Annotated in this window: 18 protein-coding genes; 8 read left to right on the forward strand and 10 right to left on the reverse strand. The window is 39.2% G+C overall.

What is annotated here, in order from left to right; all coding sequences use genetic code 11:
• Positions 1-78 precede the first annotated feature (78 nt).
• Entirely contained in the window at positions 79-1,236 is a 1,158-nt protein-coding gene (locus CS948_RS15255) for an iron-containing alcohol dehydrogenase (RefSeq protein ID WP_099292553.1), read from the reverse strand.
• Between the two features lie 13 nt (positions 1,237-1,249).
• The gene (locus tag CS948_RS15260; RefSeq protein WP_099292554.1) at positions 1,250-2,233 is read right to left on the reverse strand and encodes a DUF6340 family protein; all 984 of its coding nucleotides are present in this window, start codon (positions 2,231-2,233) and stop codon (positions 1,250-1,252) included.
• A 281-nt stretch (positions 2,234-2,514) separates the two neighbouring features.
• On the opposite strand from CS948_RS15260, the gene CS948_RS15265 reads away from it, so the two are divergent.
• From CS948_RS15265 to CS948_RS15275, 3 genes are all read left to right on the forward strand, one after another.
• Positions 2,515-2,805: a hypothetical protein gene (locus tag CS948_RS15265; protein ID WP_366482463.1), complete on the forward strand. Its 291-nt coding sequence runs from the start codon at positions 2,515-2,517 to the stop codon at positions 2,803-2,805.
• A 452-nt stretch (positions 2,806-3,257) separates the two neighbouring features.
• Positions 3,258-3,686, forward strand: coding sequence for a hypothetical protein (locus tag CS948_RS15270; RefSeq protein WP_099292555.1), 429 nt, complete (start codon positions 3,258-3,260; stop codon positions 3,684-3,686).
• The gene (locus tag CS948_RS15275; protein ID WP_099292250.1) at positions 3,683-4,519 is read left to right on the forward strand and encodes an IS3 family transposase; all 837 of its coding nucleotides are present in this window, start codon (positions 3,683-3,685) and stop codon (positions 4,517-4,519) included. The genes CS948_RS15270 and CS948_RS15275 overlap by 4 nt, the downstream gene beginning before the upstream one ends.
• A gap of 466 nt (positions 4,520-4,985) precedes the next feature.
• Here CS948_RS15275 and CS948_RS15280 read toward each other — a convergent pair whose 3' ends face one another.
• The 6 genes from CS948_RS15280 to CS948_RS15305 form a co-directional block, all read right to left on the reverse strand.
• A complete protein-coding gene (locus CS948_RS15280) occupies positions 4,986-5,483 on the reverse strand; it encodes a hypothetical protein (protein ID WP_099292556.1) in 498 nt (165 codons plus the stop codon).
• Between the two features lie 13 nt (positions 5,484-5,496).
• A complete protein-coding gene (locus CS948_RS15285; protein WP_099292557.1) occupies positions 5,497-6,858 on the reverse strand; it encodes a DUF805 domain-containing protein in 1,362 nt (453 codons plus the stop codon).
• A gap of 17 nt (positions 6,859-6,875) precedes the next feature.
• Positions 6,876-7,409 (reverse strand): hypothetical protein, encoded by a 534-nt coding sequence (locus CS948_RS15290; protein ID WP_099292558.1) that lies wholly within the window; start codon positions 7,407-7,409, stop codon positions 6,876-6,878.
• A gap of 33 nt (positions 7,410-7,442) precedes the next feature.
• Positions 7,443-8,804: a hypothetical protein gene (locus CS948_RS15295; protein ID WP_099292559.1), complete on the reverse strand. Its 1,362-nt coding sequence runs from the start codon at positions 8,802-8,804 to the stop codon at positions 7,443-7,445.
• A gap of 41 nt (positions 8,805-8,845) precedes the next feature.
• Positions 8,846-9,625, reverse strand: coding sequence for a zinc ribbon domain-containing protein (locus CS948_RS15300; RefSeq protein ID WP_099292560.1), 780 nt, complete (start codon positions 9,623-9,625; stop codon positions 8,846-8,848).
• 82 nt (positions 9,626-9,707) lie between these two features.
• Positions 9,708-10,433 (reverse strand): hypothetical protein, encoded by a 726-nt coding sequence (locus CS948_RS15305; RefSeq protein ID WP_099292561.1) that lies wholly within the window; start codon positions 10,431-10,433, stop codon positions 9,708-9,710.
• A 411-nt stretch (positions 10,434-10,844) separates the two neighbouring features.
• Between CS948_RS15305 and CS948_RS21895 the strand changes: the two genes are divergently transcribed.
• The 4 genes from CS948_RS21895 to CS948_RS15320 all read left to right on the forward strand — a co-directional run bounded on the left by CS948_RS21895 (position 10,845) and on the right by CS948_RS15320 (position 13,304).
• The gene (locus CS948_RS21895) at positions 10,845-10,979 is read left to right on the forward strand and encodes a hypothetical protein (RefSeq protein ID WP_255302031.1); all 135 of its coding nucleotides are present in this window, start codon (positions 10,845-10,847) and stop codon (positions 10,977-10,979) included.
• Positions 10,980-11,560: 581 nt separating this feature from the next.
• Entirely contained in the window at positions 11,561-12,199 is a 639-nt protein-coding gene (locus CS948_RS15310) for a DUF6266 family protein (protein WP_099292562.1), read from the forward strand.
• Entirely contained in the window at positions 12,196-12,627 is a 432-nt protein-coding gene (locus tag CS948_RS15315) for a hypothetical protein (RefSeq protein ID WP_099292563.1), read from the forward strand. Before CS948_RS15310 ends, CS948_RS15315 begins: the two co-directional genes overlap by 4 nt.
• Before the next feature lie 29 nt (positions 12,628-12,656).
• Entirely contained in the window at positions 12,657-13,304 is a 648-nt protein-coding gene (locus CS948_RS15320; RefSeq protein ID WP_099294567.1) for a hypothetical protein, read from the forward strand.
• A gap of 265 nt (positions 13,305-13,569) precedes the next feature.
• On the opposite strand, the gene CS948_RS15325 is transcribed toward CS948_RS15320, so the two are convergent.
• Together CS948_RS15325 and CS948_RS15330 are read right to left on the reverse strand one after the other, a co-directional pair.
• Complete coding sequence (locus CS948_RS15325; protein WP_099294569.1) at positions 13,570-14,103, reverse strand: hypothetical protein; 534 nt, start codon at positions 14,101-14,103, stop codon at positions 13,570-13,572.
• An 11-nt stretch (positions 14,104-14,114) separates the two neighbouring features.
• The gene (locus tag CS948_RS15330) at positions 14,115-14,429 is read right to left on the reverse strand and encodes a TIGR04076 family protein (RefSeq protein WP_099292564.1); all 315 of its coding nucleotides are present in this window, start codon (positions 14,427-14,429) and stop codon (positions 14,115-14,117) included.
• 832 nt (positions 14,430-15,261) lie between these two features.
• Between CS948_RS15330 and CS948_RS15340 the strand changes: the two genes are divergently transcribed.
• Positions 15,262-15,582, forward strand: coding sequence for a helix-turn-helix domain-containing protein (locus tag CS948_RS15340; RefSeq protein ID WP_099292565.1), 321 nt, complete (start codon positions 15,262-15,264; stop codon positions 15,580-15,582).
• The last annotated feature ends 70 nt before the right edge of the window (positions 15,583-15,652 follow it).

Consider the following 15,652-nt stretch of genomic DNA (forward strand, 5'->3'; position numbering starts at 1 on the left):
AATGGAAAACTGTAAAATAATAGTCCTCACGTCCGGGAATATATCATTTTCAATTTTCCATTTTCAACTTTCAATTAATTAGAGTCTTGACGTCAATATCGCCCTCACGTTATCCACGTTCACGTCGTCAATGCCGCCCAAGGCAAACATCCCCCGGTCACGGAAACGTTTCTCGATACGGTCGATAGTGTCTATTCCCACGCCGTAATCGGATAAACGGGTTTTCACTCCCAATTCATTGAAAAATTGTTCCGTGCGAGCGATAGCTTGATCACAGGCATCGGGTTGAGTTGGGTCAATATTCCACACCCGTGAGGCATATTGCAACAGTTTTTCCCGACGTTTCATCTTCGTGGCGCTCATTACTCCCGGCAAAACGATTGCCAGAGTAATCCCGTGATCCAACCCGTTGAACGCAGTCAGTTCATGACCTATATGGTGAGTAGACCAATCTTCGGTTACACCGCAAGCGATCAACCCGTTTAGCCCCATAGTGGCAGCCCACATGAAATTTGCCCGATCGTCATAATTCGGCGTTTCATCCTGAATCAAACGAGGTCCGATCTCGATCAAGGTCTTCAGAATAGATTCGGAGAAACGGTCTTGTATCTCGGCATGTTCCGTGAAAGTATAGTACTGTTCCATCACGTGCACGAAAGTATCCACGATACCATTAGCCACTTGACGCATCGGCAGTGAATACGTCACCGTCGGATCAAGCACGGAGAACTTCGGGAACACGTGTTGTGAACGAAACGCCAGCTTTTCTTTCGTGGATTCGCGGGTAATCACGCCCCCGCAATTCATTTCCGACCCCGTGGCGGGTAACGTCAACACGGTCCCGATAGGAAGTGCCGCGTTGATCTTTGCTCCCTTGGCAACAATATCCCACGGTTCGTTGCCCTCGAAGCATATCGCGGCAGCAATGAATTTCGTCCCGTCGATCACGGAACCACCACCCACCGGAAGCAGAAAGCCCACGTTCTCCCGTTTTGCCAACTCCACGGCACGCATCAGCGTCTCGTAATGCGGGTTCGGTTCTATCCCGGGGAATTCCACGATATCAAATCCTTGCAGGGCATCCATAACCTGAGCGTATACCCCGTTTTTCTTGATACTCCCACCGCCGTAGGTCATCATGATCTTCATTCCACGGGGAATCCATTTCCCGATTTCAGCAATCTTTCCTTTCCCGAAAAGTATTTTTACCGGATTGTAATAATTGAAATTTTCCATGCTTTAAATTCGTTTATATCTGTTCCATTATTTTAGTTTCATCTTTTATCCGCTTGTCGAGAGTTGCGATATAATCCATGATATACACGGACAATTTATTATCAACGTTAGCTTTCTGCAGCGTCTTTGCTGCAGCTTCCAACAAGGCCTTTGCCCCGGAAAAATTCCCGTCTTTCTCGTAAAGCCAAGCAAGATTGACCGCGGCTTGTGCCGCCACGTTCGGTTTCAACGCCAACGCCGCCTCCCATATCCGGCGTGCCTCCGGTATGTTCTCTTCTTGGAATAACTGATACCCCAAACTTAACAAACGATTGCCCGTGTATATCCGGCGTTTCTCCGGTGTCCACATCGGAGTCAGTCGCTCGGCATAACTCCATCCCTTGTCATAGAAGAAGTTACAAATCGTGGCGTAATCATCCTCTCCCTCGTACACGCTATGCTTCACTTCCATTTTCTTGCTATTCATCGAATCCACCACTTGTCCGTTAGCATCATACAAACGAACGAGTATATTATCATCCAATAGCAAACGACTTGAAAAATCAAGATTAAATTTACAATATTCCACGGCAAGCACGTGCGTCAACCGGGAATTTTTCCCCAACGCCCGAATTTCTTCCGGGGTTACAGGCTCCGGTTCGAAACCATCAGGCACGTATAACGGCGTCAACCCTAACCCTCTTACCAGCAACACGGGACGCAACCCGTTACGCAACCCGTCCCGAAGCCCGTCATAGAAGCAATTCACCAGATTATCCCGCCTCAACCGCAAGGAAGTATATAATTGCTGTGCTGAGAGAGAATCCGACACGTGAACGATCTTCCGGTCTATAAACATTACCTGTGCATCACCACTCCCCAGATTAATTCCCCCCGGTTTCAACACATCAATATCCAATACTTTGTAGCTGCCACACGACACGAGACAACCCAATAACAGACACGCCCCTATTGTTCGCCAAGCGGTCCTTAAACTATATCTTACACTATTTCCCATGAGGTTATTCCTTTAATTCAATATTCAAACTTGCAAAAACCAGACCATAATTCGTCATTGACATCCGAAGATGGTGGTATTACGATGTTTTAAAATTAGACATATTCCGGAAAATAACCAAGACTAGCGTGACAAAGTTTTATTTTTCACTGTATTTAACGAAAACACGGGTAAGCGTATAAACAATTCTCGATTTAATTCACTATGTTTGTTGTTATTAAACAATAAATTAAATACAGACCAACCATGAGATACCTGAACCCCAAGGCAGACCTGACATTGTGGAGAACTCTGATAAGGTTATTGATGGCTTACAATTGATTTTCGTGGAATTGCCAAAATTCACACCGCACATAGGGTACGAGAAATTCTGGGATATTATCAGCGTCGAAAAAACACTCTATTACAGTGCAGAACAACGAGGATTAGCGAAAGGAATTGAAAAAGGATTAGCAGAGGGAGAAAAGAAAAAACAACGAGAAATCGCCGAGAATATGAAATCTTTTGGCATAGCACCGGATATTATTGTTCAAACGACCGGACTCTCTCTCGAAGAAATAAATCTATTATAATCCCTTCCATATTAAGGTTGGACAGATTACATACCCGAAGTCGGTATTTGCTGTTATCCTCCAAAGTCAGTCTTTTCGCGCAAATATACGTGAAAGAGCATGGAGGTTCCATGATTGATGCTATACGAAAATTCTATCATTCCAAAACCTACAAGAAACTGGAAAATGAAAGTACTAAGTTGTGACATTACAGTCCCGTGGCTTTGTACGAGGAATTCATGGAGGAAATTTCTTGAAATAATCATAACAAACTATGCTTTGAAAAGAGTATTCTCCGTGTTTCATGGCACTTACCTATTGACCAAGTATTGACTAAGTCCTGACCAAGTCCTGTCTATACAGGAGTTAGTCAGGACTTGGTCAGAACCTAGTCAGGAGTTGGTCGCCATAATATACGGAGAGAATAGTATGTATTACCCTGAAAAAAGTTTACTGTAAACCATAGTAAACCAATGTCAGAATTAGCAAAAATTATCAAACATCGTCATTTCCCCGTTCGGGTAAAATTGTCGGCAGTTCGTGATCGTTTGATCGAGGAACTAGATTACGCGGAGGTTTTAAGCAAGTATGATGTCAGTTCTTCTACCTTCCATGGATGGTTGACTAAATATAAACCCCGAGTGATGTCGGAAGCAAGTTATAAACGCTTATCTTTACCAGTGCATGATCCTAAAACTTTATTATCAATGACAGACAAGGAAGTTCAAGAACTGGAACACTTACGCGAGGAGTTAGAGAAACAAAAGGTACTTGTAGAAGCTTACGAGCTGATGCTTGAGTTAGCTAAAGACCGTCTTCACGTGGATGTAAAAAAAAACTACGAGGAGATGTTATTAGCGGGATTAGTGACCGCCAAAAAGCTCGGGAGGGCAAAGCGATGACAGCATACCTGTGCAACTCGCTAGGTTACAGCAAGCAGGCTTATTACAAGAGCCTTCGCTCGAGTAACGACGAGGAAGAACGTGAACGTTACGTTCTTTCCATTGTTGAAGAGATCCGTCGTGATTTGCCTCGTTTGGGGGTTCTGAAGTTGTGGCGGATGCTAACGGGTAACGGTTTGATGGTTGGTCGTGATTGGCTTTCCCGTTTGCTTCACCGGCATGACTTGATGGTAAAAATGAAGAAGTATCGCGTCATTACCACGGATTCCCGCGCGTGGCGTCACCAGTACCCGAACCTGGTGAAAGGCTCTCGAGTCGAGCGCTCTAACCAAGTATGGGTTAGCGATATCACTTACCTGTCGACGGGCAAAGGTTTTGTTTACCTTTCCCTGGTGACGGACGCTTACTCGAGGCGGATCATGGGCTGGGATGTACACCCGACTCTGGATTCGTCTGGTCCGGTCAAAGCCTTGTACCATGCCCTAGAGACCGGAGAACACGGCTCTTTCAAGGACTTGATCCATCATTCTGACAGGGGCGGTCAATATTGTTCGGCCTTGTACACGGGGATATTGAAATTGCACGGGATACGTGTCAGCGTCACCCAGGACGGCTCTCCATACGATAACGCTATCGCCGAGAGGGTGAACGGGATTTTAAAGAGAGAATGGTTGAACGATATCCCGTTGAAGGATATTCATGACGCCAGGAAACACGTCAAGAGGGTGATTGAAATATACAACAAGAAAAGACCACACCTGGCCGTTTGTTGTCAAGTGCCGGAGCAAGCCTACAAGGACAAAATGAAAAAATTTGCCAGGGTAATGTTTTGAGCCGGGCGATTTTTCCTTCTCCCGGGGAATTCCCCGGGAGAAGGAAAAGAAAGTAAACCTTTGATAGGAAGTATCATTTATTTAAAGTAAACTTGTAACAGTAGATTACAACAATACTACATTTTTTAATTTATTGAATATCAAATCGAGTAAACCAATTTCAGGAAACTACAGTATAAATATTTTATTTTCCCCGTTATCATGAAAATATAGCTTCAATTCTTTTATGTATTAAAGTTTTTGATTATCAACGAAATTAAATTTTCAATTCCTCGGTGAGGGATGATGAATCCAATAATATTATTCACTCGGGAGCAAAGTTAAGGCCTCTTTTTTCAAAAATTCTATTTTATCTTCTAAAGAATCCATGTTATCCAATTTTTTCTCGACCAACTTAGTTTTTGCTTTCCGAAACTTTCTCATATTTTGCTGAATAATTTGAAGCATTCCTTAATACAACAATACATTAATCATTTAAACCGAATAAATTTGTAATAGCTATCCAAAAAACACCTAAAGCAACAACAAGCATAATCCATTGAACTACCGGACCGTCAAAAAAATGCATATTATTTACAAATCCATAATATGTATCATTGATTCGTACCAACATATTGTGATTGTTAATGATAAAATTGGACTCTTTTTTAAATAACAGACTTTGAAAAACCTCTGAATCCGATATATGGTTTCTTCCCGCATATTTAAGCATTAATTGTTCTAATACAGATACATGTTTATTCAGTACTATATTCCAACTCCCAAAATGCAATAACAACCACCCAATTAAAGTATAGATTACACTTTGAATAGCACGTGTGACAAAGGATGAATTATCTTTCTCTTCTATTTTCTTTGAATTTTCCAGTTCTTTTTTTCCATCTACCCACTCACCACAATATCGGCATTTTTTCGCAGATATCTGTATCTCTTCCCCACAAAAGGGGCAATTCTTTTTTTCCATTATTTACAACTAATTAATTCTGGTTTTCTAACCACTTGATCACAGTGTCTGTATCTCGAAAATTCGCATCAAAATAGTCTGCAAGATCAAAAGTTACGACAGGATCGTTCGTTTCTCCGACTTGTGATTGTGGATAAATGTACATACTCGTTTCCGTTCTCTGGCACAAATAGCAATTGGCAAATTTTCCCCTATTGATAGTACCCCAGAAAATCCCCTCGAACAAAGTGAATTTCTTTGTGTTAACATTAACTTTTCCATAGACGCAAAAATCCTCACTTCCACATGTCACTAAAGGAGCATAATAGAAATACACCACATCGGGTAAACAACTAGGGTATATAGAGGTAATATTTCCATAAGCTTCTTTATCTGTCATATGTGTCAAATCATAAAAATCTTTAGATCGGCAAACCTCTTCGGATGATAGTACCGGATGTATTTTTGTTCCCGGTCCGCTGCGCTTGGCTATCGTCAAGTCACCGACCCAACCTTTTCCTACAGCAAATGAATCTTCTTCTACATCGGAAACAACGGCAACAAAACTTGAATAATCACTCGTAGGTCGCCAGCTTTCTCCAACACATAAATAGTAAGTTGTTTTTGCAGAAGTAGAAAAACTGGGAAGCCAATTATATCTAACCATACCTGTTTTAGGTTCTAATGTACAACTTAGAACTAATAACATTACTGTACTGATACAGATAATCGAATCAAGTAATGTCCATTTGACACGTTTTTTGGAAGGTACACCCTTCTTACACAATAATGCAATCAACCAAATATCTCCTATACAATAAGGAATAAGCAGAACAAGTACCCACCAACCACTCTTCTTCGCATTATGTAGCCGACGAACCGTGATACTGAGACTTGGCAACAATAAAGCTAATATAATCAACACGCTGACTACTATTACTGCTATTGATTCCAAAAACATAATATTGACAGAGATCAATATCAAAATAATAATAGTATAACAAAGGGTGAATCCCCAATACTCTCGCCTGCTTGATTCCCCTTTGAAATCGGCATAACGACGAAGTAAATTATTCATAAAATATATCTTAAAAAAACCGTTTGCTTTTTCCGGTTCCCCCTTCTCTACTGTAATAGGATCATTAATAATTTTTGTATGTTCATAAGAGGTATTACCGCTAGAGATTGTTTTGCCTTGACGGACAGGTTCTTCACAAAAAGGACAAATATTGGTATCCGCTTCTATTTCCTCCATACAAAAAGGGCAAATTTGCTTATGAGTTTCCGCCTTTTCTTCGGCGGGGAATTCATCCAGCCATTCTTTACAATATTTACATTTTTTTGCCACGGCGAGGATCTCCTCGCCGCAATATGGGCATTTCTTCATATCATTCATGGTTATTTGATTTTAAATTATTCCACGTGATCGGATATATATTTTTCATAAGATTTCTCGATTGGCGAACACGACCAAATAAAATTGCCCGTATCTAAATATTCAAATTCAAACAAAAATTCGATATTGCTGTGCTGTTCTCTGAATTTCCAACATTCATAATCGTCACGTGTCGAAGATTTCGTATAATCGGACAAAGAAATACGAAGCGCCTTGTAATGTTTTAGAATTTCCTCGGCATTCTTTTGGAAACGTGACCGATCGTTTTTAGACACACGCTCCAAGACTTGCTGATACGTCAAATCACCGTTTATATATAATTCATTAAACTCTGTTTCCAGCTCACCAAACCATTCTTCTAACGAATTGGAAGAAAATACAGCACCTACCAAAAACAGAGGATTTTGAGCCAATTCAATGATGTAATCAGCTCCCGCAATGTGAAATTTCACAGCATCTTGAATTTCTTTTTCATAATCCTCCGGCGATAACGAACATGAATAAATACACATCACCAAAGCAATAGATGCCCAATAATAAACTTGTTTCATAGATTTTTTAGTTTTTCCGATACATCAATACTATTACTTACACAAACGAATAGCCTCTTGTTTAAAAAATGTTATAATCTCTTGTGAATCTGTTTTGGTTTTTAGAGCCTTCTCCACATTCTTCGTTTTTTTACCGACTAATTGTAACATTATGTTTTGAACGTCAATAACATCTTTCATACCTAAAGTGTCACGATTGTTCATCTTTTTTAGCACAATTTTATATGCATCAACTATGGCTGGCTTTTTATTAGTACTTGAACCAAATTTACCAAAAAGTTCTTGACTCACAGCCTTTCCCGCGGAATAGTATTTATTCGTGATTGTTTTGTCATTATCTCTAATTACTTTATTTAATTCCATTATTCTCTGTTCTTTAGCCTTGACTTCTTTTCGGCGTTCAGCTTCAGCTTCCCTTCTTATTTTAGCCTCAGTTTCTCTTTGCTTTATTTCGGCTTCACGTTTTTCTTTCGCAAGTTGCTCCGCTTCAAGGCGTCTAGCTTTATACCAATCAAGGTCTTTCTTTATATCCGCAAAACCATTAACTAGAGGTATAAATTCGTTTATTTTAGGGCTATATATACCGTTAAATACTTCGATAACACTTTTCCCACCAGATATGTAAGGAAATAATCTTGAATTAATATCATCGGAAAGAGTTGTTTTTTGAACACGTTTATAATGTTCTTCTTTAATAATGACTGTCGAATCAATCGTGTTCAAGTTTTTTTTAAGATCCGTTACCTTATCAATAGGCATTTCAAACAATACAATTTTTTCTCCGGACGACAAATCGGTTTCTATTACTTTAATTAAAAAACCTTCGTAGTATTCTCTCACTTGTATTAGAGGTATATTCTTTTTCCTTTCGATTCTCCAAGTCCCATGAGCCCAACCAGAATCATTAAATGCACCTTTCAAGGTTCCCCCGCTAAAAGGAATCTCAATTGTAACCTCACCCACATAATGATTATTTTTCATCGTACCCGTGGCTTTCACATATATAGAAGTAATAACATCATATAGGATTCCGCTATATGGACCATTTAATTTGTCATCTTTGTAGTTTACCGTAAACTTATCTAATTCCTTGCCGTCAAAATTGTATTCAGTCATTACCCAAGTTCCTTCTTTTTTACCATTCCTATATTGTCCTAGAACAGTGTATTTAAAATTATAATAATATACAAATTCAAACTTACCATGTTTAACTCGAGTCCCATCATCTAACTCATAATAAGAATAAGTTCCTTCTCCTACAGGCGAGGCTTGAGCTAATTTCCCAAGGATGTCTTTCGGTGTTTTCATTTTACCCGAATATGTTTTCACATTGCTTTGTCCATACACCAAGCAACTTAACAGTAATAAAAATGTAGTTAATGTATAATTTTTCATTATTATTGGTATTTAATATGTAATATATAATTCTTTCATGGTTATTCTGTTGGTTCCGTTTCTGTATTTATTGTTTCATTGTAACGGTGCGCTTTATAGAAAACATTCCCAATAAAGAGAATCGTGACAATAGAAAAGAATACATCGACTTCTGAAATGCCGAAATCTTCCGTATTCTCACCTAACGATAATGACACAATAACTAGAGGGAACAAGAAAACCGCAATAAGATTACTGATGAAAAGATAGATTCCTAGGGCTTTTATACCTCCGGCAACATCATACTTGAATTTCATTAATTGCCAACCCGCAATAAACTCACAAATCAGTAATCCAATTGTTCCCATGAATAAGAGTACATTCAAAATATTTATATCATCTTGCGAGGAACTTCCTGCTGTTAATATAGTTAATATGGCTATTAACCAATAAGACCAAGGAAGTGCTTTCAATACTGCTATTTTTTGTTCAAAATTACACATGTATTGCTCTAATCTGGAAAATCCCCATCCAATCACGCAAAACGACAAACCCAATATAACATCTAGCCCACCATAGTCTAACCAACCATGAGATTTATTTCCTATTACTTTAAAAAAACAAAACATTAGGAACAATCCCCATCCCCAATGATAATAACTACCTTTGGGAAGTTGTAACACACGATTGCGGGGAGGTTCGAATTTTGACAATGCATCTGATTTTTCAGAAGAAGTATCCGCTTTTTCCTGTAAGTCGGTCAACCATTCCCGACAAAAGCGACACTTAGAAGCACCTGCATTGATTATTTTACCACAGTAAGGACATTTTTTAGTTACCATAGTTGTAATTAGTTATTTAAATATTCTCAAATAATATAGTTATACAATATTGATATAGTTTATCTATTTACTCAATTACCAACTATTCGTTGTAAAATATAGTTCGAGGATATTCATTATTGTTGTAACAACGTGCTTTATAAAAAACATTCATAATAAAATGACTCGTACCAATAGAAAGAAATATATAGCTACACAATACAATTTTATCAAAACCGGTAATATCTTCATTGACAAGATGTAGTACTAGTAATAGAAGTAATACTATAAAGGAGATAGAATTACTTATAAAAAGAAAGTTCCCTAAAGCTTTTATACCTCCAGCAATGTCGTATTTGAATTTTATTAATTGCCAACTGACAATAAAACCACAAACAATGCTTCCAATTCCTGATATGATAACAAGTACATCTGTGGCTGTGATACCATCTTGCAAAATTTTTCCATCTGTTATAAATATTAACGTACCCAACAACCAATAAAACCAAGGAAATGCTTTCAACGCTCCAATCTTTCGCTGAAAATTATACATATACTTGTCCAACAAAGCAAATCTCCATCCTACCATAAAAAGTAACAAAGCAGAAGTAACTTCCAGTCCACCTTTAATCCTAGTTACTACTAAGGCGATCAGAAATATCAGTAATAATACCCATCCCCAATCATAATAAACCCTTGGAAGTTGTAAAACGTGATCTTGACTAGATTCAGATTCCGGTGAGCCTGTCAACCTTCCCTTACAAAAGTGACACACGGAAGTTCTAGCATCACCAATCTTACCACAGTAAGGACATTTTCTAGTTGCCATAATTGCGATTTTTACATACCAACGTTCCCTGTGGTAAATTTATAATAAAAGAGAAGCGTGGGAACTTTCAGTTTATTTGTTTTGAGGTATCGCCAAACACCTTTGCAGAAATAAACAGCTACCCCACGCTAAACCAAATATAGAGTAGATTTCTATATGGCAAGCATGAACGTTTGTACTGTTTACCCTTCTGCTTCGTAAATTGGCGATTTTCAAAACAAGGATAAAACTAAACGCTTCAAATATTTCACATTTTCATTACCCGGGTATTATCCCGAATAATTATACAAATGTAATCAATTTTCAGATTCCATCAAACGCTCATTGGGGTAGCCGTGTAACAAAAGTAGTAATTTATTGCAAAACCGCTGTCCTAGATGAACTTTCCGGTACTGTTTATAACGTTTCTAAGTGGAAGGACATAAAGAGAGCGTGAAACTGCTGACTCTTCCTACATTGCAAGGCTCTGGTAAACCTCTCACTACGAAAGCGAAAACAGTCCACGCCCAAACGGGGGTGGAACGTGATTCGGCTTATTATTCGTAGTAATTGAAAATGTACCAGATTTTGCAATGTAAAATAATATCCTGTTCGTTCTACTATATTTTCAAATTCAAATGTCTGTTTCTTCCTTCTTGACGTTTTGGTTTGACTTATTTATTAACGACACAATATTAGGAAAAATCCGGGATATTCCCAAATCAATCACGCGTATAATTCCCCGGAAAAACTCTTTACCACGATACGGACTTCGATGCACGTAATCAAATACTTCGACCTACTAGAAGGGAAATTGGAAAATTTATTTTTAAAATAATACCAGATTTTCTTTGCTATGTGATTATTTTTATTGATCTTTGTCACGTTGAAAAATACTCCATCAACATTGACTCATATTATTGAGTCAATTTATAAAAGTATTTTACTTTACGAAAGTAAATTACTTTTGGGCTATCTACTATTGAAGACTGTAGCTTCTTGCTACGTGGCATTAAAAGGTTTTTACTTCGTGTCGTTTACCCCGTCTTCAAAATTACTCAAAGGGCGTAGGCTATTTTGCCTGTGAGTGGTCTGTACGTCTAAAAAATAATTAGCAGGTTATTATAAACTTAAATTTTTTGTTGATTATGGCAAAAATTTACGTTGATATGCTCGGTGCCATTATTGGCTCAGTGGGCAAAGTATCGTATTATATGCGATACAGCGATAATATCGCGCGCAGAAAAGGTGCGGAGAGGAAAAGTTCCGATTCTCCTGCCGCCGTTGAACAACGGAAAAGGTTCGGAATGTTAGTAGAATTAACAAAAAATCTGCAACCGGCAATCGTTATCGGTTTTCCGCAGCGCAAAAGGGGACTTTTAGCGAGAAATGCATTCCATCACCTGAACAAGGACATTTGTACGGTGGAAGGCGATATAGTCACGGTTGACTACGAACACCTGCTCTGCGCGAATGGACAACTCGTGGTTCCGGATGTGACAGTTAGCTATCAAGCCGCAAATAGCAAACTTGCCTTCGTGCAAACAGCCATGGAGGAAGAGGTGAATTGCAACGCAGATGACCTCGTGTATGGCGTGTTACTGGAGAAAGAAAAAGGCTTTTGCCGATTGGTGCAGCTTCGCGTTCGAGGTGAAGGAGGTTCCACTTCTGCAGCGTTACCGCAAGGGTGGAAGAAAGAAAACCTGATCGTGTACACGTTCGCGCTGAGTGCAAACAAAAAGAAAGCTTCCAAGTCACAGTTTTTAGAATTGGAGGAAGAAGCATGACGAATGTTGAAAAGGGAGTTCCGGAAACGGGACTCCCCTTCTCGTTCACGAATGCACTCCGGCAATCGGACGAGGATACGGTTATGGCTGACTACAAACGCCTGCTTCGCACGAATGGAACATTAGCAATTCCGAATGTGACGCTTAGCTACAACAGCATGACAAACAAGCTTGTTTTCACGCAAACAGGAATGGAAGACGAGGAAAATGCTTACGCGGATGACTTGGTGTACGGCGTGTTGTTGGAAAAAGAATCAGGTGATTGGCAATTAATACAGCTTCGTAACCGGAAGGAATACGGTTCCGTGTTCATGACACTGCAATATGGGGTGAAGCGAGAAGACTTAGTCGTGTACACGTTCGCGACGAAGGCGGATAAAACGGAAGTTTCTCAAGCACAGTACTTGGAACCGGAGGAGGAAACATGAAGACAACTAACAAAATCAAGTATCTTATTATGAAAATATTCGATTTTTTTAACGGCAAAATCCGTGGCAGAAGAGGCAACATGATTTATTACACGTGGAATGGCGAAACGCACGTCAAACGATATGCCATTCCCGGGAAAAAAAGGAAATGGGAAGTGGAAGGGCACACGCCCAAGCAACAGGAGATAATCACCCGTTTCAAGGCAGTACAACTGTTTTACAAGGAATACATGAAACAGGTATCCCCTACCGTGTGGCGTACTGCCGCCAAGGCACAAGGGAAAATAGCCCCCAATTTGTTCAACTCGACCAATTTCCGTTGTTTTGACGGAACAGGCGAAATCACGGACTTCGAGGGATTCGTGTTCACCGTGGGGAAACTGGCATTGCCCCGTGATTTACAAATAAAGCGGGAAGGCAATCGTTTCCTCGTGACATGGGAAGAAGAAAGAGAGTGGAAAACCGCGGCGGCAACGGACAAAATGCAAGTTGGCGTCTTGTACGACAACTTGACACGCTCACCCCGATTAGCCCCGGAAGTGAATGGCTGCCGGGGAGATTTGCAAGGGGAATTCACTCTTGACGAATCTATCGGCTGCACGGCACACGTGTATATCTTTTTTGCCGGGGAAAATCAACTTGATTTTTCCGGTAGTTGGTACACGCACGTGGAGTAATTCGGTGATTTTACCACACTCGTTTACATTATAAGTAAAGTCGCTGAATATCAGCGACTTTATCCTAGTTAGCTATATTCTTGTAAATTTATCGACTTAAATTGAGCTGACTTTATCAAATTTTACTTGCATTTGAGCCGAAAAGGTTATCAATACTGATAACAGAACTATAATTAAGCACAAAAGCAATGAATGATATGTTCGTTCTTGAAAACGTTCCCTGATGACAATCACAAGATAATTAGCTTACTAACAAATTGCTCAATCAGAAAGTTTGCAAACTTTTCCCTCTCCCCATCGCTTTCAGCACATTCTTTCGAACAGTTCGCATAGATGGTAATGTATCAACTTCCATTATCGTAAGTGCCATTTTTAATTCTCGCATCAATTCAGGAATTGAAAGACATAATTCATAAGCCAATTTCATACAAAGCGATCTTACCCCCGGTAATTCCTGACACGACATCATTTTTTCCAAACAGAAATCAAGAAAATCCACCCTTGGCGGATTTGTTAGTGGCATCTGATAGAGCAAACAAAGAATTACCCTCCGTTTTCCCCCATGTTTACAAGCTAATACTTCATCTATCAATTCATCCTGTTTCCCGTACAACCACTTTCTGTTTTCCGGTGAAAAATGAGTAAAAACCCACGCCGCGTGATAACCGATAACCCCATCATCACCGATAATTAAATCATACAATTTCTGCTTTTGACTGTCATCACTCTCGACAAGAAAAAGTATCTCACGAATATCATCCATTCCGATACGCCGAGATAGTTTAGTTTTGAAATCCATTTGAATACCCCTCATTCGGCCTCTTCTTCCAATGCCTCAATCAAAAAACTAACAGGACGAAAACCGTCATTGCACGATATCATGGCTGATTTCTCATTTTTCATCCACCCGTTATAAAAATTACCTCCGCCATGCGCTAAAGTCATTACAAAAGAAGACATGCTCTCCCAAGCACTATCGCACATACCTTCGGGCTTCTTCCAACCATTAGCTATGAAAATTTGTCCTTCTTTCATATCACAAGCATGTTCCATAGGATTCTCATACTTTGCCATCAAATCTTGATAGCAAGCTATTCTCATAACGGTAATTTTACACTTTTTCATAACTGTAATATTTATGGTGATCGTTAATAATATGGATTTATTTCCCGATGCAGCATATTATGCCAGTTGATTATCAGTGGTTTACGACTTAAAAGATAGACTGCTCGAAAATTTACTTGTTTTTTCGTCAAAAATCGAAGATTTAACGTTTTTAACCTTAGTTTGTCTTCAAACGAAGGGAAAAAGATAAAAAGCGCTCACTTTTGCTCTTAAATCTCCGTTTCGCAAAGATAAGGCATATCGGGGATAATTTCGCCGATTCGGGCTACAAAATGGAATACAGATTCACGGGTGTTTTAGCTTGTTATTGCAACCAAAAGAAAAAGTCGGCAAGTATCGTTCGACTTTGGCGCAGCCATCTCTTTTCTACCCCTTTTTTAGCTTTATTTTAATGCACGTATACATGAATACGGAAATAAAGTAAAGTTGCTTTTCATTTGAATGACCAAACTAATCTTAAATATATGTTGTAGGGTGTGTTTGTATTTATACTACGAATAATATACTGTTTGTTATGTGGGCATACTGGCGTTTACAAACAATATGATAGCGTTTACATTTTTCCAAAGCAAAATCACCTTGTTTTACGCCCTTTTCCAAAATACTTGTCGGAAGCTGATGTAGCTTTTGTAAAATTAACATTGGATTCGCTCGAAAAAATGTTGTGCAATTGAGGTGATTCGTTGGGAAAAGTGTAATAAATCCGATTTATTCGCTTTAAAAAGTGTAGAATCGCTTAAATACCATGTCTCCCAATCTTGCATTTTTTACCTGCAATATATCATTAAATAAATAAAAAGTAGTATCTTTGTATATTATATAATGAGTTGATATGGCAAAGAATACAATGGGAACCAAGTTGCCCCGAAAATTGGAGCAAAAGATGTCGGTTGTGGGAGAGCAGATTAAACTGGCTCGCTTGCGCAGGAATCTGAGTGTGGCTCAGATTGCGGAACGCGCTACTTGCTCTCCGTTGACCGTGTCTCGAATAGAGAAAGGCATACCAACAGTAGCAATCGGAATTTACTTGCGAGTGTTGTATGCTTTGCAGCTTGACGATGATATTCTGTGGCTGGCCAAAGAAGACAAGTTGGGAAAAGCTTTGCAAGATTTGAGTTTGAAAACAAGGAAAAGAGCTTCAAAAAAGGAATAGAGTGCATGTTCTCCTATACAAAAGTGACAATTTGTTCTGTTGGAATAAAAAAAACATGGCTCAAAATTTT

It is taken from the genome of Butyricimonas sp. Marseille-P3923, from assembly GCF_900184685.1.
In the GTDB taxonomy this organism is placed as follows: domain Bacteria; phylum Bacteroidota; class Bacteroidia; order Bacteroidales; family Marinifilaceae; genus Butyricimonas; species Butyricimonas muris.